The organism is Vibrio sp. Vb1729 (genome assembly GCF_033338655.1).
Lineage (GTDB): Bacteria > Pseudomonadota > Gammaproteobacteria > Enterobacterales > Vibrionaceae > Vibrio > Vibrio alginolyticus.
Genome location: NZ_JAWOTB010000029.1, coordinates 1 through 26053, shown reverse-complemented (window position 1 = coordinate 26053; position 26053 = coordinate 1). Strand labels below are relative to the sequence as shown.

General features: G+C 45.5%; 25 protein-coding genes. 8 read left to right on the top strand and 17 right to left on the bottom strand.

What is annotated here, in order from left to right; all coding sequences use genetic code 11:
* Positions 1 to 1072: 1072 nt before the first annotated feature.
* Positions 1073 to 1441 carry a hypothetical protein gene (locus tag R7E29_RS14300; RefSeq protein ID WP_005378717.1) on the bottom strand — a complete coding sequence of 123 codons (369 nt, stop codon included), beginning with the start codon at positions 1439 to 1441 and terminating at the stop codon, positions 1073 to 1075.
* A 327-nt stretch (positions 1442 to 1768) separates the two neighbouring features.
* On the opposite strand from R7E29_RS14300, the gene R7E29_RS14295 reads away from it, so the two are divergent.
* Positions 1769 to 2098 carry a DUF2500 domain-containing protein gene (locus tag R7E29_RS14295; protein ID WP_005389668.1) on the top strand — a complete coding sequence of 110 codons (330 nt, stop codon included), beginning with the start codon at positions 1769 to 1771 and terminating at the stop codon, positions 2096 to 2098.
* On the opposite strand, the gene R7E29_RS14290 is transcribed toward R7E29_RS14295, so the two are convergent.
* The 7 genes from R7E29_RS14290 to rhtB form a co-directional block, all read right to left on the bottom strand.
* Positions 2095 to 3108 carry an acyltransferase gene (locus R7E29_RS14290; protein WP_054577272.1) on the bottom strand — a complete coding sequence of 338 codons (1014 nt, stop codon included), beginning with the start codon at positions 3106 to 3108 and terminating at the stop codon, positions 2095 to 2097. The genes R7E29_RS14295 and R7E29_RS14290 overlap by 4 nt on opposite strands.
* Positions 3109 to 3391: 283 nt before the next feature.
* Positions 3392 to 4609, bottom strand: coding sequence for an organoarsenical effux MFS transporter ArsJ (gene arsJ, locus R7E29_RS14285; protein ID WP_054577271.1), 1218 nt, complete (start codon positions 4607 to 4609; stop codon positions 3392 to 3394).
* A gap of 254 nt (positions 4610 to 4863) precedes the next feature.
* Positions 4864 to 5358, bottom strand: a complete 495-nt coding sequence (locus R7E29_RS14280) for a cyclin-dependent kinase inhibitor 3 family protein (protein WP_005383629.1) — start codon at positions 5356 to 5358, stop codon at positions 4864 to 4866.
* Positions 5359 to 5371: 13 nt separating this feature from the next.
* A complete protein-coding gene (locus R7E29_RS14275; protein ID WP_005383630.1) occupies positions 5372 to 6373 on the bottom strand; it encodes an ArsJ-associated glyceraldehyde-3-phosphate dehydrogenase in 1002 nt (333 codons plus the stop codon).
* Positions 6374 to 6415: 42 nt separating this feature from the next.
* On the bottom strand, positions 6416 to 6751 hold the full coding sequence (locus R7E29_RS14270) for a metalloregulator ArsR/SmtB family transcription factor (protein WP_005378730.1): 336 nt from the start codon (positions 6749 to 6751) through the stop codon (positions 6416 to 6418).
* Between the two features lie 154 nt (positions 6752 to 6905).
* Entirely contained in the window at positions 6906 to 8129 is a 1224-nt protein-coding gene (locus tag R7E29_RS14265) for an EAL and HDOD domain-containing protein (protein WP_005378731.1), read from the bottom strand.
* Between the two features lie 24 nt (positions 8130 to 8153).
* Complete coding sequence (gene rhtB / locus R7E29_RS14260) at positions 8154 to 8771, bottom strand: homoserine/homoserine lactone efflux protein (RefSeq protein WP_005378732.1); 618 nt, start codon at positions 8769 to 8771, stop codon at positions 8154 to 8156.
* 65 nt (positions 8772 to 8836) lie between these two features.
* On the opposite strand from rhtB, the gene R7E29_RS14255 reads away from it, so the two are divergent.
* Positions 8837 to 9847, top strand: coding sequence for an alpha/beta fold hydrolase (locus R7E29_RS14255; protein ID WP_005378733.1), 1011 nt, complete (start codon positions 8837 to 8839; stop codon positions 9845 to 9847).
* 244 nt (positions 9848 to 10091) lie between these two features.
* Positions 10092 to 10916: a Cof-type HAD-IIB family hydrolase gene (locus R7E29_RS14250; protein ID WP_017636084.1), complete on the top strand. Its 825-nt coding sequence runs from the start codon at positions 10092 to 10094 to the stop codon at positions 10914 to 10916.
* Positions 10917 to 10966: 50 nt separating this feature from the next.
* Here R7E29_RS14250 and R7E29_RS14245 read toward each other — a convergent pair whose 3' ends face one another.
* Complete coding sequence (locus R7E29_RS14245) at positions 10967 to 11437, bottom strand: EVE domain-containing protein (protein WP_005378735.1); 471 nt, start codon at positions 11435 to 11437, stop codon at positions 10967 to 10969.
* A gap of 47 nt (positions 11438 to 11484) precedes the next feature.
* Here R7E29_RS14245 and R7E29_RS14240 point away from each other — a divergent pair, with 47 nt between their 5' ends.
* The gene (locus R7E29_RS14240) at positions 11485 to 13035 is read left to right on the top strand and encodes a COG3650 family protein (protein WP_213906794.1); all 1551 of its coding nucleotides are present in this window, start codon (positions 11485 to 11487) and stop codon (positions 13033 to 13035) included.
* On the top strand, positions 13035 to 13631 hold the full coding sequence (locus R7E29_RS14235) for a tRNA-uridine aminocarboxypropyltransferase (protein ID WP_031780839.1): 597 nt from the start codon (positions 13035 to 13037) through the stop codon (positions 13629 to 13631). The genes R7E29_RS14240 and R7E29_RS14235 overlap by 1 nt, the downstream gene beginning before the upstream one ends.
* A gap of 83 nt (positions 13632 to 13714) precedes the next feature.
* Here R7E29_RS14235 and R7E29_RS14230 read toward each other — a convergent pair whose 3' ends face one another.
* The 7 genes from R7E29_RS14230 to lptM form a co-directional block, all read right to left on the bottom strand.
* Complete coding sequence (locus tag R7E29_RS14230) at positions 13715 to 16201, bottom strand: EAL domain-containing protein (RefSeq protein ID WP_005383644.1); 2487 nt, start codon at positions 16199 to 16201, stop codon at positions 13715 to 13717.
* 138 nt (positions 16202 to 16339) lie between these two features.
* On the bottom strand, positions 16340 to 17056 hold the full coding sequence (gene yigB / locus R7E29_RS14225) for a 5-amino-6-(5-phospho-D-ribitylamino)uracil phosphatase YigB (RefSeq protein ID WP_005378741.1): 717 nt from the start codon (positions 17054 to 17056) through the stop codon (positions 16340 to 16342).
* 8 nt (positions 17057 to 17064) lie between these two features.
* Positions 17065 to 17997: a tyrosine recombinase XerC gene (gene xerC / locus R7E29_RS14220; protein WP_017636088.1), complete on the bottom strand. Its 933-nt coding sequence runs from the start codon at positions 17995 to 17997 to the stop codon at positions 17065 to 17067.
* A complete protein-coding gene (locus tag R7E29_RS14215) occupies positions 17963 to 18694 on the bottom strand; it encodes a DUF484 family protein (RefSeq protein WP_017636089.1) in 732 nt (243 codons plus the stop codon). The genes xerC and R7E29_RS14215 overlap by 35 nt, the downstream gene beginning before the upstream one ends.
* Positions 18688 to 19518 carry a diaminopimelate epimerase gene (gene dapF / locus R7E29_RS14210; protein ID WP_005378744.1) on the bottom strand — a complete coding sequence of 277 codons (831 nt, stop codon included), beginning with the start codon at positions 19516 to 19518 and terminating at the stop codon, positions 18688 to 18690. The genes R7E29_RS14215 and dapF overlap by 7 nt, the downstream gene beginning before the upstream one ends.
* 10 nt (positions 19519 to 19528) lie before the next feature.
* Positions 19529 to 20782 (bottom strand): diaminopimelate decarboxylase, encoded by a 1254-nt coding sequence (lysA, locus tag R7E29_RS14205; RefSeq protein WP_005378745.1) that lies wholly within the window; start codon positions 20780 to 20782, stop codon positions 19529 to 19531.
* Positions 20783 to 20843: 61 nt separating this feature from the next.
* The gene (gene lptM, locus R7E29_RS23065; RefSeq protein WP_005378746.1) at positions 20844 to 20960 is read right to left on the bottom strand and encodes an LPS translocon maturation chaperone LptM; all 117 of its coding nucleotides are present in this window, start codon (positions 20958 to 20960) and stop codon (positions 20844 to 20846) included.
* Positions 20961 to 21034: 74 nt separating this feature from the next.
* On the opposite strand from lptM, the gene cyaY reads away from it, so the two are divergent.
* Positions 21035 to 21349: an iron donor protein CyaY gene (gene cyaY, locus R7E29_RS14195; RefSeq protein WP_005383391.1), complete on the top strand. Its 315-nt coding sequence runs from the start codon at positions 21035 to 21037 to the stop codon at positions 21347 to 21349.
* A gap of 69 nt (positions 21350 to 21418) precedes the next feature.
* Here the strand turns inward: cyaY and R7E29_RS14190 are convergent, their stop codons facing one another.
* A complete protein-coding gene (locus R7E29_RS14190) occupies positions 21419 to 23947 on the bottom strand; it encodes a class I adenylate cyclase (protein ID WP_053350817.1) in 2529 nt (842 codons plus the stop codon).
* A gap of 346 nt (positions 23948 to 24293) precedes the next feature.
* Here R7E29_RS14190 and hemC point away from each other — a divergent pair, with 346 nt between their 5' ends.
* Both hemC and R7E29_RS14180 read left to right on the top strand, forming a co-directional pair.
* Positions 24294 to 25232, top strand: coding sequence for a hydroxymethylbilane synthase (hemC, locus tag R7E29_RS14185; protein WP_005383388.1), 939 nt, complete (start codon positions 24294 to 24296; stop codon positions 25230 to 25232).
* Positions 25233 to 25234: 2 nt separating this feature from the next.
* Positions 25235 to 25963 carry a uroporphyrinogen-III synthase gene (locus R7E29_RS14180; protein WP_054577267.1) on the top strand — a complete coding sequence of 243 codons (729 nt, stop codon included), beginning with the start codon at positions 25235 to 25237 and terminating at the stop codon, positions 25961 to 25963.
* The last annotated feature ends 90 nt before the right edge of the window (positions 25964 to 26053 follow it).

The window sequence follows — 26053 nt, the reverse complement described above, 5'->3', positions numbered from 1 at the left end:
ACCTTTTACTTAAACTCGCCGCTAGTCTAGGTAGACCAGTTTTGATGTAAAGACACAATCTACGAAAGTTGGATCTCGCTAGCGATTCGAAACATTTTGTAACCCTCAGCCTACGTAATAATAAAGCCGATGAGCCTGAATGATGCCACTAAACATTGGGGCCAAGCTTTGCTCATCAGCCGAACCCATCAAATCACACGACACAATAACCAACGCTTTCTAAAACTATTTAACTGAAAAACAGATAAGTGCTCCAGGTAAGCCGCCATTTCACAAACTGACGATTAAACCACCAGGATGTATGTAATGCAGGCAACAAGAATAAATAACAGACACAAAATAGAAAATAGTCTTAGTAGCGCTCTAAGAGAGGAGAAACCACTGATGACTAGGGGTAAAAACTAAGAAAACCGACCTTAATTCAGTAAAAAAAACATCAGACAAGAAAAGTAAGTCAATGATAAATAAAACCATAATTTCAATAACAGATAAAAGTGCGGACTTCATAAACCATAAAATCACTAAACACTTTTGAAGCCCATATTTTCTCATAAGGTAAGAAAATCTCACTCCATGCTTTCGATTTGACGATGCAACCTCATAGCACATTTTTTAATTTTCTCAATTTTTGAGAAATACAGACAAAATAAACACCCAACATACCATTCGAAACAAAAAACAATTACAAAGCCAACATCACAAACCATTTAACATTATAAAATCATACACTTAAAACAAAAAAGGATAGAAAAAAAACAATGTGAACACTTTAAACACAGCACAAAAAACATAGTTTCATTAGTCAGAATCATGTAAAACCAGACAAGTTAAGTGTGGTTTTTGAAAAGATTAACGAGCATATGTTGATCAAACCCCAAAAACAGTGCTATATTAAATTCATCGAGTTCATCAAAGATTAAGGGGTAGTGTTATGATTTCATCTTCTCAAAAACAAGGGCTGGTTATGATTGCAGTGGTTGTGGGTTTAATGACACTGCCAATGATGTACTAACCCAATGATTTAAAATAAAAAAGGACGCAAATGCGTCCTTTTTTATTTATCTGTATAGCTCTACTGAATGTGCTTAGACAAAATATCCCAGTGCATATAGTAGAAACCAAGAGCGGCCAGCGTAATCAACGTCATTAGCAAAATTGCTGTACGCCAAATAAAGCGAGAGCTTCTTGGTGTCAGCTCTTTTTCACAAGCATCACATGCCGCCATAAAGCCTTTACGATCATCCAGCTTGTAATCGTCTTCGTGCACCACTTTGTTACGCACGGTTGCGATGAATCGAAGCTTTGCTATCACGTCATGCGGTAAACGTTCTTCACAACTATTAATAAGTTGGTGCAACCCTTTCCCTTCTGCATGGTACTGAGTACGCAAAAGTTTTTCGATCGTTCGGGTACGCATGACTACTTTTTCAATATCTGACATCGTAACCCTCCTTACCAGACCCTTCCTATGTTCATTATTTTTATTCTTCTATAAATTTAGAGCTTTTTCGAGCCGTTAAGTGCAATTTTACTTTCAATTTGTGCCCTTGAGCGCATATAGCCTAACAAGTGAAAGCCGCTTCGTTCAGCTTTAGTGACTTCGCTTGCAGATGAAGCGACGATTTCATCGTGCATCATTAAGATAAATCGTGAAGTGCGCCGAATAATCTCCATATCCCTTTCATTAGATTATGAATAAGTTACCTCAACTCATCGTTTCGTCAGCGAGTACTGTAGAATGGGACCCGATAAAACATTGGAGGTTAATATGCCAATCTCACTTATTGTCGCCCTATTCGCCCTTATTGCCTTGGGCGCGTGGGTGTTTTTCCGTTTTTATAGTAAGCACTATGTGGGCGAAGACGCTCCAGAGCAAAGCGCGCAGGTAACGGTTTTAGATAAACAAGCGATAGACATACCAAACGCACCACCAGGTCAAGACGATCAAGAGTATTGGATTTACGTTCAACGTGGTTCTATCGGTCCAAAGCGTGAATTCCAAATTGGAGTGCATTACTACCATGCACTCAACCCTGGAGATAAGGGAACACTGACCTATCGCGGCAACAAGTTCCTTCACTTCGCTATCAAACGTTAAGGCAGTAACCAACGAGTCTTGGCAGAACGAGAAAAGAGATAGCTCATCGCCAAGGCTCCAGCTCCACTTAGAACGATCCAGACTGGAATCACCCACGCAGGATGTCCTGTGTACCAACCGAACTCTTTCATCGGCCATAAGAAAATAGGGTGAAGTAAGTAAATCCCTAAGCTGTGCTGACTGATCACACTAACCACTTTTTGTACTTTTGGTGATAAGCCTTCACCAAAGTAACGCCCGATCATAAAAATCATCGAAGCCGCTAGAATCACATTCAGTGTTTTATAAGAGAGCCAGCGCCCAACCGTATACTTCTCCGCCTCTAAGCTATTTGTCACAACCATCGTAAAGGTCACTGCCAACGCCACGAGTCCTAGCCCAACAAATAAGGTCACCATAGAGCGATTCGAAGGTACCTTTTGAAATAAAACATACCCCAGTGGAAGGTAACCCATATAAAGCCACATCTGATTACTCCAAGGGCCATCAATCTTGAACAAGAACAGAGTGCTGGTGAAAAGCCAAAATGCGAGATAGGTATACAAGACGTTGTTATCCACGTTGCGTACCATCCATTGAAACAGCGGAATCACAAAATACAGTGGTATAAAGTAATAGAAAAAGCCGAGATGGTAATACGTTGCGTGGAATGGGCTATTGCTTAATACCTCTTTTACGGTTTCAAAATCAAAGCCTTGAGAAGTCCAACCTGAAAGGTATGCATAAAACATCGACCAAATAAGAAATGGAACTAAAACTTTGCCCAAACGCCTTTTGATATAATACTTACCGTCAAATGGTCGAGTGTCACTGAGCATTAGCGCTCCGGTGATCAAAATAAAAACTGGCACTGCCCAACGGGTTACGCTATTCACGCCTACCGCTGTCAGCCATTGGTCAAATGGAATCACTCCTAACTCATTTCGATACGGTGCCAAGACGTGAATGGCGATCACTGCTACCGCTGCGAAGCAGCGCAATAAATCAAAAAACAGAACCCTTTCTCTCATACCTTTCCCTACTTTGAGTCGCTTATCGTTTATAGCATAGGGTAAATCTCAAGCAGTGAAATGGTTAACAATCTGTTTTTGCTTATTTTTAACTCAACAATGACCTACAACGGGGATTTCATCACCACTCTAATCACTTAACGAGAACCAAAAACCAAGCATCAGTATTCACTCTCGATGCCAAACCGACACAATCTGATTACAGCAAACGGCGCATAAGAAACAAAAATGGCTCCGATTTGGAGCCATTTATACCATCTACAGATAGCGATACTGGGGATAGTTACGCAGTAGCAACATCAGCTTTTGGCAACTTAATTGAAATCAGCGTCGTCAGTGCCAAGAAAGCAAAAGAAACCCATAAGCACGCTGCGAGGCCTGCCTCTTGGTAGATCCAACCCGATAATACCGTGCCAATCAAACGTCCCATCGCATTGGCCATGTAATAAAAACCGACATCCAACGAGACGCCATCGCCTTTAGCGTAGCTCACTATCAAGTACGAGTGCAGCGAAGAGTTAATGGCAAACACAGCGCCAAAAATCATCAAACCTACCACAATCACCAATTCAGGCTGCCAACCGATTTGCACACCATAAGCAATACCAGCCGTAATTAACGCTAGGACTCCTGCCCACACCAATGCTGCACTACCATCAGGCACACGACCTTGCGCTTTGCCAGTAATACGCGGCGCAAAGCCTTGCACAAACCCATAAGCAATGACCCACGTAGCGAGAAAGCTACCAACCCACAAGTGATCCCAGCCAAACACGCTACCAAGATAAATAGGCAGAGCAACGACAAACCACACATCACGAGCACCAAACAAGAACATGCGAGCTGCGGATAAAATGTTTATCGATTCAGACTTGGAGAATATTTGGCGAAACTTAGGTTTACTCTTTGCTTTACCCATGTCCGCTTCTAGCCAGATCATGCTGAAAACAAACACTAATGTAAGTACACCCGCCATAATAAACATCGAGTTTTGAAAACCCACCCAAGACAGCAGCAAGCCGCCAACAAAAAAGCCCGCTCCTTTGAGTGCATTCTTCGAGCCAGTTAAAATCGCTACCCATTTGTAGAGCGCACCTTGCTGCTCGTCTGGTACTAGCGTTTTTATCGCGCTCTTAGCACTCATTTTGTTCAGGTCTTTGGCAATCCCCGACAGAGCTTGCGCTGCCATCACCCAAGGAATGGTCAGCCATGCATTTGGTACTGCGAGCATCAGCAACGCAAACACTTGCATCGCTAAACCAATGTTCATGGTTTTATTTAGGCCTAACCTTGCGCCCAGCCAACCACCAACTAGGTTTGTCACCACACCAAAAAATTCATAAAAAAGGAACAGTGAGGCAATAGCTAACGTGGAATAACCTAAGTCATGAAAATAGAGCACCACCAGCATACGCAGTGCGCCATCGGTCACCGTAAAGTTCCAATAGTTAAACGTCACTAACATGTACTGACGAATACTTTTGCTTAATTGAGAAATCATATTGACCTCATATGTACAGCGATAGAAGTATTTAGATCATCATGTTCTAAATACTTCCTAACCTGTACAGCAACATTGACCAATACAATGTTGCTGTGATTTTCAAAAAATGCCCCAACATCAATAAAAAGAAAAATGCACTTTAAAAACAATACATTAGTTAATGTTAGTGGCATTTTTTGTAAACAGTCGTATCCTGAAGAAGCTCGAATTTAGCTTTTGGATCATGATGAACCAAAAGCTATTTAAGCTGATCAAGCGTCTTGAGCCACGCGTTCGATGTACTCAACTTGCACAGGTTTTGTAAATGCACCAGGGCGCAATGCCTGCACTTCTCGCACGATATCTTCTAACTGCCATTCCTTTTCTAGGAGTAGGTGAGCAGCGAACAAACCTGTGCGCCCCGAACCACCCATACAATGCATCGCAACTTTGCCACCTTGAGCAAGAATCGCGTGCAGTTCCGGACTGGCTTGTTGCCACTTCGTCGCAAATTCTTCATTTGGTGCGCAGTCGTCTTCAATCTCGATCTGGAACCATTTCATACCCAGTTGCTGAGTGGCTTCACCCAATGCAGAGACATTCTTCGCAGCTAATTCACTATCATCTAATGCAGTAACGACCGCTTGAACACCCTGCTCTTTCAACTGTTCTAACGACGCATGCAAATCGACACCTTTCGTTCCTGGGCACGGTGTTAAGATTAAAGCACCGGAGTCCAAATCTAATTGCCATGTAGGATGAGACATTGTGACCCCCTTTTTAAGCCAAACCAACGTTACGAACCAGCTCTGCTGTGCGCGTTGCATAACCCATTTCGTTATCGTACCAAGCGTAAATCTTAACCATACGAGAACCCACAACCATGGTTGATTGCGCATCAACGATGGTTGAACGTTGGTCGCCTTTATAATCGATAGAAACTAAAGGACGCTCTTCGAAGCCAAGGATGCCTTTCAAATCACCTTCAGATGCTTCTTTTAACAGTGCATTCACTTCTTCTGCTGTGGTATCACGCTTCACATCAAAAATGATGTCTGTTAACGATGCGTTTGCTAGAGGTACGCGAACCGCATGACCATTAATTTTGTCTTTTAATTCTGGGAAAATTTCGACAATCGCCTTCGCGCTACCCGTCGTGGTCGGGATAAGGCTCATGCCGCATGCTCTTGCACGGCGTAGATCTTTGTGTGGCGCATCCAAAATAGTTTGCGTATTCGTCAGGTCGTGAATGGTCGTAAAAGAAGATTGTTCGATACCCAATTTCTCATGAATGACTTTAACCACAGGTGCGATACAGTTAGTCGTACACGAAGCTGCTGTCACGATACGATGTTTTTCAGGGTCGAAAATATGGTCGTTCACGCCCACCACAATGTTCGCAATACCTTCTTCTTTCACAGGTGCGCTTACCACGACACGTTTCACGCCTTGCTCTAGGTATTTGTTTAGGAATGATGTTTTGCGATGTACGCCTGTCGCTTCAATCACAACATCACAATCAGACCAGTTCACCGCATCGATATCGCGTTGTTGAGTCGTGGCGACACGCTTGCCGTTGATGACGAGCTCACTGCCTTCGACCTGAACTCCATGATGCCAACGACCTTGCACTGAATCGAATTCTAATAAGTGACCAAGCGTAGCGGCGTCACCTGCGACATCGTTGATTAACACAAACTCCAATTCTGGCCAATCAAATGCCGCTCGCAGCGCTAAGCGACCAATTCGGCCAAAGCCATTAATTCCTACTTTAATTGTCATAGTTTTACCCTCTAATCTTCTACCTTGAATCTCTATTCGCTGTTAACAGCAAGCCTCACGACTTTTATCGTGTAAGCGTGTGATGTCGTCTTGGTATTCCTGCTTCAAACAGTTTGATGCCACTAAGTCTTCAATTAACTTTCGCATCCAACCTGGTAATTGCTGTGATAACTCGTAATACACCCATTGTCCTTGGCGTTTATCCACCAAGATGCCACTGGATCGTAACTGAGCAAGATGACGAGAAACTTTCGGCTGGCTCTCTTGTAGAGCAAACGCCAAATCACCAACGCAAGTTTCACCTTCACGGGCCACGAGCATTAAACAACGTACGCGTGTTTCATCGGATAACAGCTTAAAAAACTGATGTGGAAGCATAATGAACATACCTATATATGGATATGCGTATATGTTTATTTAATTAAGATATATCGTCAAGAGGAAACCGTCCATCGTCATAAAAGTTTCACATCTAACGAACAGCTTGATTGTAAAGAGAGAGATTCAAAGAGATAAAAGATAAGACAAGAAATTATGCAGTCGCGATGCTTTGACTCCAGCGAGCCGCTTCACCTAAGGAGAGCTTCACTTCCTCTAAAGGCAACCCCAATTGCATCGTGATTTTTTCAACCCCTGACCAATCGGCACGCTCGTAGCACTCTTCGAGGGAAATAAGTGCACCATAAACCCCTTTGCGATGTAATAGCGCTTGTTGTACTGAATGACTAAGCGGTAACTGCCTAACTAAAGATTCCACCGAAAGATCCAGCAGCGCATCTAGAATCGACAGCAAACCAACCATGAAACCTTGCTCGTTGAGGTGAGAGAATGGCTGATAGCGCGACATCAATTGGCAAAATTGAGCTCGTTGCAATGAAAGGTGATACAGCTCTCGAGGCTTGTTACTGGAGATATACGATGCCACAACCAAAGAGACAAACTGCTTAAGGTTATCCTGGCCAAGATAAATCAATGCCTGACGAAAAGAGCTGATTTCGACAGCCAAATTCGGCGCTTGCGTATTTACAAAACGCAATAATTTATATGACAACGCGACATCTTGCGTAATGATGGACTCGATACGAGTAAAGTCAGGCTCAGGAGCACAAACTTCACGAAACAGTTGCAATGCCAACACTTGCTCAGGACTGACGTATTTAGTCTGCGAGACGAGTGGCTTGCTAAAAAAATAACCTTGGAAAAATTTAAAGCCAGCCGCTTTCGCTTGCTCAAACTCTTCTGCGGTTTCAACACGTTCTGCTAAAAAGTGGTATTTGACGCGTTTGGCCAGGTGTGTTTTGACCAGTTCACAGGCCTTTTCGAGCCCCATCGCCATAATGTCGAGCTTCACAATATGCACATATGGCAAAAAACGACGCCATTCTGGTGTTAGGGTGAAGTCATCCAAAGCGATCAAGTAACCTTCTCGATAAAACTCACGAATCGCATCAAGAAGCTCATCCGTAGGTTGGCACGTTTCCAACACTTCGATGACAATTTTGTTTTTCGGCAAACTGCGCGGCAAACGTCGCACCAAGCTTTGATGAGGAAAGTTAATAAAGCATCTTGAAGAGGCAATCACTGGGTTAGTACCCAGTGATAGGAAGTTTTCGACGATCAGTCGGTATGTCGCTCGATTTGAATCAATATGTGAAGGGTATGCGTTACTCTCCCCGTCTCGAAACAACAATTCATAACCCAGCGTCTGTCTTTTTCGGTTAAAGATCGGCTGGCGAGCGACATACGTTGTATTCATGCTAAAGAAGGACCTATAAATGGCTTATGACTTTGCAGCTGCTAATAATGCACCACAACCCATGAACATTGAACCGAATACTTTGTTTATTTTTCCCATGATTTTATCGGAGCGAATAAAGCGTCCCATTTGTGCTGCCAAGCTCGTGTAACCCAACATTACACACGCATCAATCACGACTGTAGTGACGCCAAGCACCAACAGTTGCGTGATTTGGTCTTTTGCCGGGTCAATAAACTGCGGGAACAACGCCACCAGAAAAACAATCGATTTAGGGTTGGTGAGGTTAATCAACACTGCCTTGTACAACAGCGCCGTGCCTGACATCTCGTTGTGGTTTTCAGCTGCGACTAAGCTTGATGTATCGCGCCATTTCTGAATCCCCAACCAAACCAGATAAGCGGCACCAACCCATTTAATGACAGAAAATGCGGTTGCTGACTGCGCGACAAGCGCACCAATACCCGCCCCCACCAGCGCGATGTGGATAACTAAACCAATTTGTAAGCCAATAATGGCACCCAGTGATTTACGGGTACCGTAACTCAAACCATTACTGATTGAGTTCACCGTGCCAGAGCCCGGAGCCAAACTAAAAACGATTGCTGTTACTACATAAGCTAACCAGACATGGGTATCCATTGCATTTCCTCACTAATTCTTCGATGATACATCGCGTAAACAACGTATCTTCAGGTAATCAACTAATGGCGACTAACCATTCACCTTTGACTTATACTCAAGAGACATTATTTGAGCAAGCAATTGGTGGTCCGATCGCAGCACTTTGGCAAACTCGCCAAGAGGGCTTTGTTAAAGGGACTGAGAAAAAGAACATTTACTGGTGCAAGCTAACCAACCCAGAGCATAAAAAAGCCGTGCTCATCGTAAATGGACGCATTGAGTCTTCCTGGAAATACCAAGAGCTGTTTTACGATCTCTACCGCCAAGGTTTCGATGTCTATTCCTTTGACCACCGCGGACAAGGTTTATCAGATCGTTTATTATCTGACTCAGATATGGGTCACGTCTATGACTTTACTGATTATATTGATGATATGGACATCGTCGTAAAAAAACACGACCTTAGCGAATATCAACAATGCTTCATCATCGCGCACTCTATGGGCGGCGCGATCGCCACACGTTACCTGCAAACTCACCCAGAACACCCTTTTACTGGTTTGATTCTAAGTGCGCCCATGTTTGGCATTAACCTGCCATGGTACCTATCACCAATAGCGATTCCGGTCACACAAATTATGTCAGCGGTATCGACTTTGCCACGCTATGCACCAGGACATCAGGCCTACTTCCCTAAGCCCTTTGAAGATAACCCACTTAGCCAAAGTTACGGCCGCTACCAATGGTTCCGAAACCTATATACGGAAAAACCGGAACTGCAAGTCGGTGGGCCAAGCACTCGCTGGGTTTGGCAAGGGCTCATGGCCGCTAAGCAGTGCTTTTTATTAACTCGCCAAGTCAAAATACCAGTAATCCTAATCCAAGCCGGAAACGATCGGATTGTTAGCAACCTCGCGCAAAAGCGTTTTATTGATAAATTGCGGAAAACCAACCCGCACGCGGAGCTGCTTTCCATCGAAGGCGCACAGCATGAAATCTTATTCGAGACCGACAAGTATCGTAATCAAGCGCTCGATGCGATTTTCCGCTTTATGAATGACCCTAAATCGCCATCAAACGAACAAGCACAATAAGAACTCTAGGCGACCATTTCACGACTAAGATTAAAGAGGAAATGTCTACACATCGATTTACCCTCTTTTTCATCCTCATTTTGGCGTACACTGCTTGAACTTGGCTACTTTGACACAGTGTTTAACCGCATAGTGCTACGGGCCCAAGTTCCCCCGCATTCGGAGCAGTACGATCTAGTCAGTCTGCTGTACTCCGTTTGCAATTCACCTGTTCCACACTATCCAAACCGTTTACGAGGACTTCATGAGCACATCGCTACCTTGCAAAGAGATCACCAAAATCGTTGCCTCTGATCTGGATGGCACGTTACTCGCACCAAACCATCAGCTCAGTGCTTACTCAAAAGAGACGCTAAAAGCGCTGCATGAAAAGGGTTATACCTTTGTCTTTGCAACCGGCCGTCACCACGTAGACGTTGCGAGCATCCGTCGCCAAGTTGGCATTCCAGCTTATATGATCACGTCGAATGGTGCCCGAGTGCATGACCAGGAAGATCAGCTAATGTACAGCGAGAATGTCCCTGCGGAACTGGTACAAGGCGTGATCGACACGATCAAACATGATCAAGAAATACTTATTCACATGTATCAAAATGATAGCTGGTTGATGAACAAGGATGATGAAACGTTACGTGACTTCCACGATGAATTCACTTACGTCTTATTTGATGAAGACCACGCCCCAACTGACGGTATTGCGAAAGTTTTCTTCACGCATCCAGGAGAAGACCACGAACGTTTGGTCGTATTTGAAAACAAACTACGTGAGCAGTTTGGTGATAAGCTGAACATCGCATTTTCAACGCCTTGGTGTTTGGAAGTAATGAGCGCTGGCGTGTCTAAAGGCCATGCTCTTGAAGCGGTAGCGAAAAAACTCGACCTCACGTTAGAAAACTGCGTAGCATTTGGTGATGGCATGAATGACGTAGAAATGCTGTCGATGGCAGGTAAAGGGCTAGTTATGGGTACATCACACGAAAAAGTGATGAAAGCTCTACCAAATAATGAAGTGATTGGCAGCAATGCGGAAGATGCGGTTGCACACTACCTACAAGAACACTTGCTGTAAGCTTCAATACTCCAAATTATGAAGGGCTGCACATTCGCAGCCCTTTTCTTTTATCGCTGACTTGGCAGCTTCTCTTTGCCAAGAATCGCGTCCCATTCTTCTTCTGTCACGGGCATAATCGACAAGCGATTTCCACGTTTCACCAACGGCATGTTCTCAAGTTCTGGCATCGCTTTCATCACCGACAACGGAATCACTCGCGCCGTTTTACGTACAAACTCGACATCCACCATAATCCAACGCGGGTTGTCTGGGTCTGACTTTGGATCGTAATAATCGCTTTCGGGATCGAATTGGAAATGATCGGGATAGGCTTCTCTCACAACTTTAGCAATACCTGCCACGCCAACATGTTTACAAGAAGAGTGGTAAATCAGGACTAAATCGCCCACCTTCACTTGGTCACGCATCATATTGCGCGCCTGATAATTACGAACTCCCTCCCAACATGAAACCTTTTGGGTTCGAAGCGTGTCAATAGAAAAGGTATCTGGTTCAGTTTTAAATAACCAATATGCCATAATGCCATCCGATGCCGATTGAGTAACAATAATGAGGAAGATATAACATGAAGGCTTTGAAAAACCCAGTGGCGCTTGCCACCCTGCTGGTTCTGCAAGCATGTAGTTCACAGTCGCCACAATCTGGTGCCGCTGACCCAACCTCTCCACCAGCAACCTTAGATAAGCCTGAAACCATTCAACCTCAAACTTTTATGCTGCGCGGAAAAGTGATCGTCGGTCACGAGAGCCAATACATCATGCCTTGTGGCAGCGACAAGCAATATTGGTTGCAACTATCACCACAGCAAATGCAACAAGCAATTCAGTTAAATAACGAGCCTTACCAGACTATGTATGGCGAGGTTATCGGCCACCTCAACCCACCGGGCATCGATGGGTTTTCTGCTGATTTCGATGCTAACTTTGTCGTGGAACAAGTGAACTTCCTCACAACGGAAAATCCAAACCGTTGTCAGCAACCAAACAAACCAACTCGCGTGTTTGGTAGTGAGCCTTCTTGGTCGGCAAGCTTTGAGGCTAATGGACTAACATTCCAGCAAATCGGCAAACAAACCACAAAATTAGCGATTAAAAGCAGTCAGCTTCAACCTCGCCAGCGCACTTATCAACTACAAGATGGTGAGCTTCGCTTAACAGAAAACCTCTGCTCAGACACAATGAGCGATTCTTTGTATGGCTGGAAAGCAACACTAAAACATGATGGTGAGACGTATCAAGGTTGTGGTATGGCTGCAAACGTCGATGCAACGCTTGGCTGGGCTAATACCTATGTCGCGACCTCAACTCAATCACAAGGTTTTGAAGTACAAATGACCTTAAACCCAGACCATAGCGCCACAACAAAATACCGTTACGCCAATGGACAAGCACCATTAATCGAGCGTGGTTACTGGCAACAGTTAAGTCCGTCTCAGGTTCAAGTTGTCATGACGCATCATCAACAGCAAAGGCTAATGTCAGAGCGACTGTTTACTCGAGAAGGCAATCAGCTCAAAGCGACCAAAGAAAAAGTCGGTAACTTGGTATACCCAATCGCCGATGGTGGTTTAGTCCTTTATCCTGCCACCGTTCGTGATGAAGGCATCATACAACCAGCCGAAAAACGCACCAACAACCCCATCGGTAGTGCTGACGTCCCTTCTAGTGCAGAGTTTGATTCAAAAGTAGATGCCGCGGTGCGCAACTACTTCTTTATCCATCAAACCAACCCCAACAATAACCAATACCGTTGGCTAACTTACGACCTCAACAGCGATGGTAACGAAGAGCTATTGGTACAGTTGGATTGGTGTGGTTCCGGAGGCTGTACATTGCTGATATTTGAACATCACGAAAAGGAATGGCGATTTAATAGCCGCATTACACTAGTGCAAAGCCCGATTATGCTCGGCCAACAAACCTCTCATGGTTGGCGAGATCTGATTTTTAATGTCAGCGGTGGCGGAGCTAAAGCGGCTCAACACGTGATGCAATACACTGGGGTTAGCTACCCACTCAACCCAAGCATGGCGCCAACGGCAACGCCGAACCAAGTCAGTGGCGTGCGTCTGTTCTCTGATGGGATAAGCCCGGTGCGAGAAGGAGTTCGTCTTTAATGTCTCAACCGTGTCCAACCTGCGGTTTTCAATTCAATTGTATGTGCTCGCTAATGCCGAAACTTAACAGTGAGCACAACATCCTGCTGTTAATGCATCCGAATGAACTGAAGCGTGATACTAATACCGGCCAGCTACTAGAGCAGTGCCAACTCAGCATTGAGCGAGTAATCTGGGATCGTAAACAGCCACCAGCAGAATTGCTCACTCTATTAGCTGATCCATCGCGGTATCCGGTGTTGCTCTTCCCCTGTGAAGAAAGTATCACACTCGAACATGTGGTACTCCAAAGCCAGCAACAAACCAAAACTCCGCTGTTTATTATTTTAGATGCCACCTGGCAAGAGGCGCGCAAGATGATCAATAAGAGCCGTTGGTTAGAAGGTATCCCTACTATGGGATTGTCTGCGTCGGCGGACTCACAATATCAGCTGCGACGCAACCAACAACAAGGTAATTTGTGTACGTTTGAAGTCGCTGCACATTTGCTCGGGCAACTTGGAGAACAAAACAACCAACAACAAATGCAGCGCTTTTTTGCCCATTACCTCGCTCTGTTCCAAGCTGAAAAGAGTGGACACGCTCTTAAGCGTTAACCATTAAGCTCAGTAGAAGAACCAAACAAAAAACGCAGCCTACGCTGCGTTTTTTACGACAAGAAGTTTCACGTGAAACATCATTAAAACAGTCGAGTCGGCTCGCCAAGATAGTAACCCTGCAAATAATCCACCCCCATGTCTTGTGCAATGGTACACACCTCCTGATTGTGGACAAACTCCGCCACCGTCTCCGCGTTAAACACCTGGCACAAACGCACCAACTGGGAAGCGATCTTGCGCTGTTTTAAGTCTTTATCAATATCACGAATCAAGCTGCCATCGAGCTTTATGACTTCTGGCTCCAACTTCAGGATTTCATCGATATTCGAATAGCCGGACCCAAAGTCATCAACAATGATACGCGCCCCTAAGCTTCTAAAATGACTGCACACTTCTATCATTCGGCCGTAGTCTTTGATCTGCTCAGATTCCAGCACTTCTAAACCAATTCGCCTTGGGTCATTTAGCTGGCTAATTTCATGCTCTAAAAGCATTAAAGTTTTATCACTGAGCAAATCTTGCGGCGATAAGTTTATAGAAAAGTCACCTTGCTTATCTCGCATATAATGCAACGTAGAATGAATCATGTGCCGACTTAGTCGAGTGTAAAGATGCGTATCAGAGATAATTGGCAGAAAACGCCCTGGCGCAATCACCGTTCCATCGGCTTCCAGAATACGAACCAAACATTCTTGGCTTGCCAATTTGTGGCTACCAGCATGCACAATGGGTTGGCTATAAGTGATGATGTTCTGTTTGAGAATGGCTCTACTGACGCAACTTAGCCATCCAAGTTGCTCTTTACGCACATCCTCACTGACTTCAATATCTTTCGCATTACAGATATGAGTATTACTGCGTACACCGGAGCGTCTCGCTTCGATGCCTTTGAGTAAGAGCTCATCCACTGAAGCGGATGGAAAATCTCGGCGACTCACTAAGCCGCCGCATAGCGAGATAGAAAGATAATCTATTTCACGTAGGCCAATTGGCTCAAAATTAGTTTGTTCTACCGCGTCAGCAAAACGCGTAAAGTGCTGTTTGATGGTCTCGCTGCTTTGATCAGCTTTAAATATGAACGCCCATTCACCAACCCCAATACTATAAAGCTGCAAAGCCGTTGGCATGCCGAAACGCTTTCGTAGTCGATTCGTAAAGTGCATTGAGAGATCTTTGAGTAATTGATCTCCCACTCGGTAGCCGTATTTTTCGTTGATATGACTAAAGTTAAGTAGCTTTAGAGTCAACAAATGCTCATCCAAATCGATGTTACTCAGCCGCTCTTGCAATGCGACCCGGTTTTGTAACCCTGTACGACTGTCGCGTCGATAGCTTTCTTGTAACTTGCGCGTTTGGCGATCGAGTTGATATCCCATATGCGCGTTCATATGGTTGAGATCGCCGATCGCATTTCGAATCAAGCTAAACAACGGTGAAATAGAGGAGCTAACGGGCGACTTAGGCAAGTTCAATGTTTGCACTTCGTCTCCCTCTCGCATCGCTAAATACGTCAGGCTGTGATGAAGAATTTCGGGCTGACCAATACCACCATGCAGTTCCCCCATACAGTAACTACCAAACGTCGTCGCAATATCTTTGAAGGCTTGGACTTCGTCGCTGCTGTCAATAAAGTCTAACCGTGACGCGCAGTTAAAAATCATAACGACTTCAGGTTGGTGCATGGCTAACTCAACCACACCATGCCGCACTTGCTCGAGCGTTAACGAGGGATGGTTATAGCAAAATTGCACTTCGTCACCAAGACACCAGGGCCTGTCGAAGCTCATACTGCCATCAGCGTGTAGCTCCGTTACCGTACAAACTTCCTTTCGCCCTAAGCTTTCTCGATACAAAGGAAAGCTGAGCAGTTGACTCAGCGTCACGTCATGGCCATCCGCCAAGTAACGCTTGTATACGTCCAGCGCTTTCTTCTCACCTAAACAATACAAGCGCGTTCCTTTTGCATGAGTGACTTTGTGTGGCATGCCAATCGGGTTCCATTCCGAATACGCATCAGTCCATAGCTTCAAAGTATCACTGTGCAAAGCTACGGCAACCACAGCGTTATCGTAAACTCGGTTTTGATATAGCACCCAGCAGCCATCGTCAATACTCTGCGCCAACCCTCCAGAAATCACTACTTCTTCACTGGCGAAGGTTTGAAACAAGGGATAGTCACGTCGTTCAATTTGCACAGCAAAGCTGAGGATCACCTGTGAATTATGCTGCATTAGAAGAGAGCGCTTGAGTTCCCCGCCATCAATGTCAGGGGAGTAAGAGTATGTTTGTACCGCAGAAGTCAGCGTGGTTTGCTCAAATTCAATCACACTCACTAGGCAACCAGAGGTAAATATCTCCCCTTCCAGAATCACATTACGCGTACTATGCCCCATAACATGAGCATTCGGCAGCGACGACAAAACGGCGTCTGCAAGTGTGGTCGTAATTTCGCGCGATTGCGTCGACAATATTTGTACTAAATATTGTTTATCTGAAGAAGTCGGAAAAGTGACTAAAAAGTCATTCAGTTGACTGACATCGTGAACCAGTTTTGAAAAAGCTCGCATGGACCTACCACTGCCGTAACACTATCTTCACCACGACGTGTGGCGTTACTATTTTTATTTAATAGAGAATAATTTACGTGGCTTTGCGCTGCTTTTCTAGACACAAAATGAGATTAGAATGGATTAATGCGAAAGCAATTAAAAAAGTGTGAGTAACGGCTGCAAACTATTGATTTCAATATCAGGTAAAGTACGTGTTTTTGAATGGTTAATGACATTTTTATTCATATCATTAAACCAACAGGCTGCAAAACCAGCCAACTTTGCACCATGCACATCCGTGGTTAGATGATCACCGACATGCAGAATATTCTCCGCAGGAATATCCAAGAATCGCTTCGCTTTAGTAAACATATCGGTTGCGGGTTTCGCCAATCCATCTGGCCCTGCTTTAAGTACCTGTTGGAAATAAGGCGTAAGACCGATGCGGTCTAAATCCACATTACCGTTGGTGATTGCCACCAACGGGATGTGCTGCGCGAGTTCCTCCAGTACATCGAGGCTTTGCTGCGGCACTTCAAAACGGCTACGCCAGTCCAACGCAACGTCTACTGCGGCTTTCGCGGCGGCATGTGCTGCGTCTTCGTCGTAGCCTACTTGGGAGAAGGCTTGCTGAAGTTGCACTAAACGCCATAAAGTGACATCGCTCTTCAGCTCGGGTTGTTGCTGCACAACACGCTGCTTGAGAGCAAACCAATCCGCTTTGTTCATATGAGCAACCGCTGGATGATGGTGCTTGAGCCAAGATAGCAACTCACGCTCCATGCGAACGATCACAGGATAGTTGTCATAGAGGGTATCATCTAGGTCAAAGGTCATTGCCTTAATAGGCTCGATACGGCGATAAAATTTCATACTTCGGCTCACTCCCCGTTCTTTTTGCGTGCGCGTGGGTGGGCTTGGTCGTAGGCTTGCGCCAAATGTTGGAAATCCAAGTGCGTGTAGATTTGGGTCGTCGAAATGTTCTCGTGCCCTAAAAGCTCCTGCACCGCACGTAAGTTATTGCTTGATTCGAGCATATGTGTCGCAAATGAGTGACGCAATTTATGCGGACTAATATGGCTTGCGACAGACTGTTTCTGCCCCCATTCAGCCATGCGCTTTTGCACGCTACGATGCGAAATACGCGTTCCGAGCTTAGATACAAACAAGGCGGGCTCACCTGGAGCGGCTAAATCACCACGAACGCGTAACCACTTCCCAACCCACTCGGTTGCCATCCCAGAGAACGGCACTTTACGTTCTTTATCGCCTTTACCAATAACACGAAGCTCACCACTACGCAGTTGTACGTCACGTACATCCACACCCACCAACTCAGCCAAACGTAAACCGGCGCCGTACATCAGCTCCATCATGGCGCGATCGCGCACAGCCAGCGGGTCGTCCTCGTTGACTTCAAGTAATTGGCTCACTTCGTCAACATCGAGGTTTTTGGGCAACGGGCGTTTTTTGCGAGGTGCTGAAACCCCTTTGGCTGGGTTAGCCGACATCTCGCCACGCAGAATAAGGAAATCGAAAAAGCTACGCAGCGATGAGAGGCGCGTTGCCAAACTGCTGGCTTTCATGCCTTCTCGCATGCCCTTACCTGCTAATTGGCGCACCCAACCAGCATCCACTTGAGACCAATCTTTGAGCCCCATTTCAGCTAAGTGCTGCGCCATAGTTTCTAGCTGCTGTTTGTAATTGCGCTGAGTATGTAGGCTAAGCCCCTTTTCGCTTCGTAAGAATTCATAGAAGCACTCAAGAGGCTTTTGCAGACTATTTGGCAGAGGAGTGTTGGGAGTTGTCGTCATCGTAACTTTGCCATACCAGTGTTTGAGCGAGATGTGCCACTACTAATGATAGGTGACGCAAAAACAAGGTATCCATATCTGGCTGAAAATGGCCGCCATCTTCACTAGAAAAAGCAAGCACGCCCAGTGTTTGCTGTTTCACGAGCGGCAGTACCACATAGGAACCCATTTCCGGCACTTCCATGTTGCCAAACAAAGCTTCACGATCCACTTTGCGAAGACGTCCTAAGTACGCATCTTTGCCATTTAAGTGAGTGGTCGCAAAGCGTTGATAACTTTCCTTACTCAATTGAATCGATGCGTCGCATTGACTAAACAATCGAACAAACGCACGTAAGCCCAATGCTTTGGCTTTATCTTCGATAGAATGAATGACTTGTTTAAAGTCACCACACTTTAGAATCTGCCCCTGCAAATCCATAAATTCGTAAAAGGTGCGATCATTGTTCGCCGCAAGCGACATTAGTGTAGTGATCTCTTCCTCTAACTCTTCAATGCGCTGACGTTGGCGATTCATTTGGATGTGTACCAAAGATACCGCGCCTAAGTCTGAGTGTGGGAAAGATAAACGATCCACAAGCTCCGGACGTTGCACAAAAAAGTCTGGATGATCTTTGAGGTACTCGGCCACTACTTCAGCCGTTAAGGCATCTGCTTCTACTTGAGACAAACCGTTTCCTTTTTCTTCAACTAGCAAGACAATTGACCATCAAATACATGCGTTGTAGGTCCGGTCATAAACAACGGCTTACCAGGACCTTGCCATGCAATTCGCAATTCACCACCAGGTAGAGAAACCTTAACGTTTTCATCCAACAAGCCCTGCAGAATCCCAACCGCGACTGCCGCGCATGCACCACTACCACAAGCTTGTGTCTCTCCTGCGCCTCGCTCGTAAACTCGAAGACGAATATGGTCACGACTCATCACCTGCATAAAGCCAGCGTTGACGCGCTCTGGGAAACGCTCATGCGACTCAAGCAGCGGACCGAGAGTTTCCACTTCTGCCGTATCCACATCGTCGACCACGGTCACTACGTGCGGGTTACCCATGCTCACAGCACCACAAAACAAGGTATTGTCGCCTGCTCGCATGATGTAAGTTTTCTCTTTTTGCTTCGCTTTGAAAGGAATTTTGTTCGGTTCAAACTCTGGCACGCCCATGTTGACCGTCACTTCCCCATCATCTTCGATGTTGAGAATCATCTTTCCTTTCTTGGTGCTCACGCTGATGCTGTATTTATTGGTCAGCCCCTTCAAGCGAACAAAGCGGGCAAAACAGCGTGCACCGTTACCACACTGTTCAACTTCACTACCATCGGCATTAAAAATCCGATAATGGAAGTCGGTTTCAGGGTCGTAAGGGGCCTCTACCACAAGCAATTGGTCAAAACCAACGCCAGTATGACGATCCGCCAAGCGGCGGATCAGGTCTTGCGAGAAAAACACGTTCTGGGTAATACAGTCGACGACCATGAAGTCGTTGCCCAAACCGTGCATTTTGGAAAAGTGGAAATGCATTTGTTGTGTCTTACTCCGGTAGAATCTGTTCCAGCTGCCACAAACTGGTCAGCTCCTCACGCTGGCGAACTAAGTGGCTTTGTTTACCGTCCACCATCACTTCTGCCGCTCGGGTACGAGTATTGTAGTTCGAAGACATCACAAAACCATAGGCACCTGCTGAACGAACCGCGAGTAGATCACCTTCTTGCAAAACGAGTGCGCGATCTTTACCCAAGAAGTCGCCGGTTTCACAAATAGGACCAACCAAGTCGTAAGTCTGAGCTTCACCCTTTCGCGGTGAAACTGGCACAATATCTTGCCATGCTTGGTATAGCGCAGGACGCATCAAGTCGTTCATTGCAGCGTCGATAATCGCAAAGTTTTTATGCTCAGTATGTTTTAAAAACTCAACACGCGTTAGCAATATACCTGCGTTCGCAGCAATTGCACGGCCTGGCTCAAAGATCAGCTCCAAGTCTTGGTGATTTTCAAGACGGCCTAGTAACGCTTTGGCGTAATCAGAAGGCTGAGGTGGTAATTCATCACGATAGACCACACCCAAACCGCCGCCGACATCAAGGTGACGAATGTTAATGCCTTGTGCTTTTAAATCATCAATCAGGGCCAATAAACGGTCTGTCGCGTCGATAAATGGGTCTATATTGGTCAGCTGAGAACCAATGTGGCAGTCGATGCCTTGCACATTCAAGTTCGGCAGGCTTTGCGCGAATTTATAAACATCTGGCGCACGATCAAACGCAATGCCGAATTTATTGTCGCGAAGACCAGTCGAAATGTAAGGGTGTGTTTTCGCGTCGACATCTGGATTGATACGCAGAGAAATTGGCGCAATCACACCAAGCTCACCCGCAACCTTGTTCAAACGTTCTAGCTCTGGCTCAGATTCAACGTTGAAACATTTGATACCTAGCTCAAGAGCGCGCTTCATCTCTGCCGGTGTTTTACCAACACCAGAGAAAACGACTTTTTTCGGATCACCGCCTGCGGCAATCACACGCTCAAGTTCACCACCCGACACGATGTCAAAACCCGATCCCAAACGCGCTAGCGTGTTCAATACGCCTAAGTTTGAGTTGGCTTTCACCGCGTAGCAAACCAGGTGAGGATGCTGACCCACAGCACTATCAAACGCCTTCCAATGGCGCTCTAGCGTGGCTCGAGAATATACGTAAAGAGGAGTGCCATATTGCTCTGCAAGAGCTTGAAGTGGGACGTCTTCGGCCCAAAGCTGGCCATCATCCTGATAGTTGAAGTAATCCAAAATTCGCTTCCCTTATTTTATTCGACTGCTGAACCCTAATTTCACCCTAAGGTGCGGTTATTTATTGTGATTGCTCATTCTGTTGAGTGTCATCTGGAATGTATAGTGAGCCAGACTGACCACACCCCGCTAAGGTCGCGGCAACCATCACAAACAACACAGTAACTAATTTTTTCATTTCGCATATCGTGATTATTGAATCAATGCCCCCTATAATCGCACCACACTCAGGAAAAGCAATAGGATAGACGGATGAACGATACTGAATTTCATCAACTGGTGGATGCGCAGATGCAAATCATCGAAGAATCCATCGATGATTCAGGCGCAGACATTGATTACGAAGTCACTGGCAACGTAATGACATTGGAATTTGAAGACCGCAGCCAAATCATCATTAATCGCCAAGAGCCGATGCATGAGATCTGGCTAGCGTCCAAATCTGGTGGTTTCCACTTCAAACTTATTGAAGGTAAATGGACCTGCTCAAAAACGGGTATGGAGCTATTTGAAATGGTGAAGCAAGAATGTGAAAAGCACGCGGGCGAAGCCATTGATTGGGCATAATTCTGGTCAATCGTCACCAAAACAAAAAGAGCACCGAAGTGCTCTTTTTGTTTATTGATACGGGTTTAATTACGCGTTCACAGTTTTGGTCGGGCGACTCGGTGAACAACCGTCATTACGGTAAGGAATGATATACGCATTCCCCTCTTCAGGGTGAATAATTTGATAGTACTGAGGCAGGTTAAAGTTAATAAACTTCGACGCGACGCGACTATCGTCTTTTACCGACGTGTAGAAACTGTTTACAGACGAAATCATTTCATCTTTGGAGCCACTAAATTGGTGGTACACTTCCACTTGATTTGACTCATCCAACACATAAATATTGAAGCCATCTTCGTTATCTTCAAAGAAGAACTGCACTAGACCTTCACTGGCAAACCCATCCACCGCTTCAGGCATTTGATATTCTTGCTCACGATCGAGCATTAACAGCGGCGAGCCTTTGAGTTTGTTAGTGGAAATGCTGCGGTAGAAATCGATGGAATTTTCTAGCTTCTGCACCGACACACCACGACGTTCAAAGAACAACCCATAAGTCTGGTTACCAAGACGCATCGCTTTAAAGCGGCGACGTTTCTCTTGCTCTACTGGTTTCAAGCGTAAGTCGATACATTCAGCTAAAAGCTGGTAAACCATATTGCGCATCACACCACGCATGTTCTTCGCATAGCAGAACACATCCACTGATTCTGGTGGCAACGCATCTTGGTGCATTTTGCCCAAAATGGTTTTCAGTGCATCCAGCATCGCCGTTTCCCCTTTGAAATGCAGCGTACGCACTTCATGCCAAGAATTACGGTAAACAAGGTCAACACTGCCGACTAAATTTTTATGTTCTGGACCAAAGCTAAAAATATCGGTGTTCTTAACATCCACTTTCAACGAACGACCAGAAAGTTCAGACGTCGGATCATTTTCAAAGTTGATGAACATCGCAAGCTGGCTTATTTCACAAGGACTCGCTAGCGCCTGCATAGATGGACGACGCTTACGCAACGCAAAAGTATTTCGTAAGTCACTCACCATTTGGTAAAACTTATCAATATCTAGCTGCGCTTCACGTACCACGGCATGTAAACGAGTCGATTCAGTGATCAAGCCATTGAAGAATGCCCAAGCAACCAACTTACTCAAGTATTCATGATGCTCTAGATATGGTTGCCCCAAAATGCGGTGCGCAATAAGTGGTTGTTTATAGAGGTACCAACCAGACTTGTTCACTCCCCCTTTTTTCACTTCGATAAAGCTCAAGTCAGGCTCGTGCAGATCAGGTGAAATCTGTGGGTTTAGTAACGTTACTTTGCCCGGCAATACTTCAAAAGCCGCGTAAAGTTTACGGGCCAAAATACTGATGTCTTGCGGACTGATAGCAGAAGTGATGTCGTTACGACGCGCAAATTGAATCAAGTTACGGTAGCTTTGCATCAACGCATCCAGCAATGCATGATGTACCACCTTTACTTGTTCAACCTTCCAATTACGGCGGTCATCGAGCTCTGCAACGACACTGGCGTCCCAATTCCATTTTGCAATCATATCGCTCAGCGCTTCACGACGCCAAGCTACTGAGCCAACATTCGGCTCACGAGATAGTTTTTCATGGGTTTTGAGATAGAAACAGCGACGCACTAAATCCAAACGTGTATCGTCTTGAATTCGCTCTAAGTAACGGGTTACTTTTTCCAACATTAAGTAGTACGCATCCATGCCATAGAGATCAGGCTCATGGGCAAAGAAACGACGTTTAGTGTCGATGCTTAACAATTGAGTATGCGGGTATTCCCACGAGTAAGCTTCTAGCAAGATGGCTTTTAATACCGATTTGTAGGGAGAATCGATGCTTTTGTATAACTGCCACAAGTTCGAGCCGAAGTATTCTTCAGCAGGAATGCAGTTCAATTTACCAAAGTCGATCCATTCACTACAGTCGATGTAACCATCACTGCACAGTTGAGAAACGTACTCGTCGTAACACTCTTCCATTTCTGGCGGCACGATTTGCCATAACAAACGCTGTCCGGCAATACGCACCGCACTACGATAGAATTCATCTAGCAAAAGTAAGTGCTGAGATGAACCACAGTTATCACCTGTCATCTCCTCAGAATGATTGCTTCTAAAGCGCTCTTTATCCATTAAGAAAAAGTTCGCTTCCACGCCTTTGCTTTGTGCCCAATCCGTGATGAGTAGGCATTTATTGGTCAATAACTCGCGTTCGTCACAATCCATCTCTGGTGAAATACACACCCAAATATCCAAATCACTGGAAGTACTTTGACCAATCGAGGAGGTACTGCCCATGGTGTACAAACCCAATATAGCGGGCTTTTCTACCGTCTTGAGCGGCTGACCAATGGCAAGTTGAATATCATCTATGAATTGTTGCTGAATGCTATTTAGTTCAAGCCCATGCACACCAAACGGGACATCGGCATCATAATAGCCAGGAATTACAGGATGGTTGTAGTTCAACAAGGCAGGAATCAAATGGAAGACTTGCTGGCTTTGCGAATCCATAAGCGCCAGCGCGCGATCAACTCGCTGCTGATTCAAATTATCTAGTCGCTGGATGATTTTTTGGGTGTAAGCCTGCAAGGGGAATTCCTTGGTTGAACAATCACGAAAATCTGCTGACGTTTTAAACCAAAATGGCTTAAAAACGTGATCAATTTAACACTTTTATTGGTGCGGGTAAAGCTTCACGCCCGCGTATCACTCTGGATACAAAACCATACTTTAGTCACAAAATTAATCGCGCGGTAGTGTCGCTCTTATTACCTATTACTAATAATAGTCCTTAGTCTAATTGAGAATCCAGTCACACTATTTTCATAACGTCATGTAATTCCATTCATAGCCTTCAGAGATAACGAACTAACAGTAAGCATTTCTTGATGACAATGGTAGGATAAACCCAAATCCAAACAGCATTGAGAAGATCATGACACAATCCACACCGATTCGCATTGCAACTCGAAAAAGCCCTCTTGCTTTATGGCAAGCTTACTTTGTTAAAGACGCCCTTCAAGCCGCTCACCCTGGCTTGGAAGTCGAGTTAGTAACCATGGTGACCAAAGGTGACGTGATTTTAGATACACCACTAGCAAAAGTTGGCGGCAAAGGCTTGTTCGTAAAAGAGCTTGAAATCGCGATGCTAGAAGGACGTGCAGACCTCGCCGTTCACTCAATGAAAGACGTACCCGTCGATTTCCCAGAAGGCCTTGGCCTCGTGACCATTTGTGAGCGTGAAGATCCTCGTGATGCCTTCGTCTCTAATACCTATAGCCACATTGATGAGCTCCCTCAAGGTGCCGTGGTTGGTACTTGCAGTTTGCGCCGTCAATGCCAACTGAAAGAATATCGTCCGGACATCATCATCAAAGAGCTTCGCGGTAATGTGGGCACTCGCCTTGGTAAGTTAGATGCGGGTGAGTATGATGCAATCATTCTTGCTGCGGCTGGCCTCAAACGATTGAAGCTTGAAGAGCGCATTCGTAGCTTTATCGAACCAGAGCAATCACTACCAGCGGTAGGGCAAGGTGCTGTCGGTATTGAGTGCCGCCTTGACGATGAAAGACTGCTTAAGCTGCTTGAGCCACTTAACCACCAAGACACCGTAGACCGCGTTTTGTGTGAGCGCGCAATGAACCTTACGCTAGAAGGCGGCTGTCAGGTACCTATCGGCAGCTATGCCCTGCTAGACGGCGACAACATTTGGCTACGCGCATTAGTTGGCGAACCAGATGGCAGCGAAATTGTGCGTGGTGAAATTCGTGGCCATCGTAAAGACGGCGAAGCATTAGGAGTGCAGCTAGCCAATGAGCTGCTAGATAACGGCGCTCGTGAAATCCTAACTAAGCTGTACGCAGATCACGAATAACCATGGCAGTGTTGGTCACTCGGCCGGGAGAGCAAGGCAGCGCGCTTTGCTCTCTGCTCGAAAGGCACGGCATTTCCGCATATCACCATCCTCTGATCGACATTGTCGCCGATCTCACGAACACGCACCTCTCTAAACATCTACATCAAGCTCAAATTGTTATCGCTGTTAGTCGACATGCAGTGCAATGTGCACAGCAAATCTTAGCCAGCAACGGGATGTCATGGCCGAAACAAGCTATTTACCTTGCCGTTGGTCAAAAAACAGCACACTATTTAAGCAAATGTACCCAACAGAAAGTACACTATCCCCAAGTCAGTGATAGTGAACACTTATTGCGACTGCCAGAGCTCAACAATGTGGCACAACAACAAGTTCTTATCCTTCGTGGTAACGGCGGAAGAGAGCTGATCAAAGATGCATTGGTGAGGCGTGGCGCAAAAGTTCACTATAGTGAGACTTACAAGAGAGAATTCATCCCATTCGATCCAGTAAGCTGTATCTCACTATGGAAAAACCTACAAATTAACCAGATTATTGTCACCAGTGGTGAACAACTGGATTATTTGTGCAGCCAATTGACGTCGGAGCAATTGACTTGGCTTAATCAACAAGAGTTGTATATCCCCAGTCAGCGTATCGCTGACATCGCAATTCAAAGGGGGTTCACTCGCGTGAGATGCACGGGAAGCGCATCTAACCAAGAATTACTGGCGGCTCTCCAGCCCTAGCTACACAGGATATAGGCATGACAAGTAAAAATAACGACCAAAAAAATAACGATAAAAACCTTTCCGAAGAAACCTCATCGGCACCGCTAG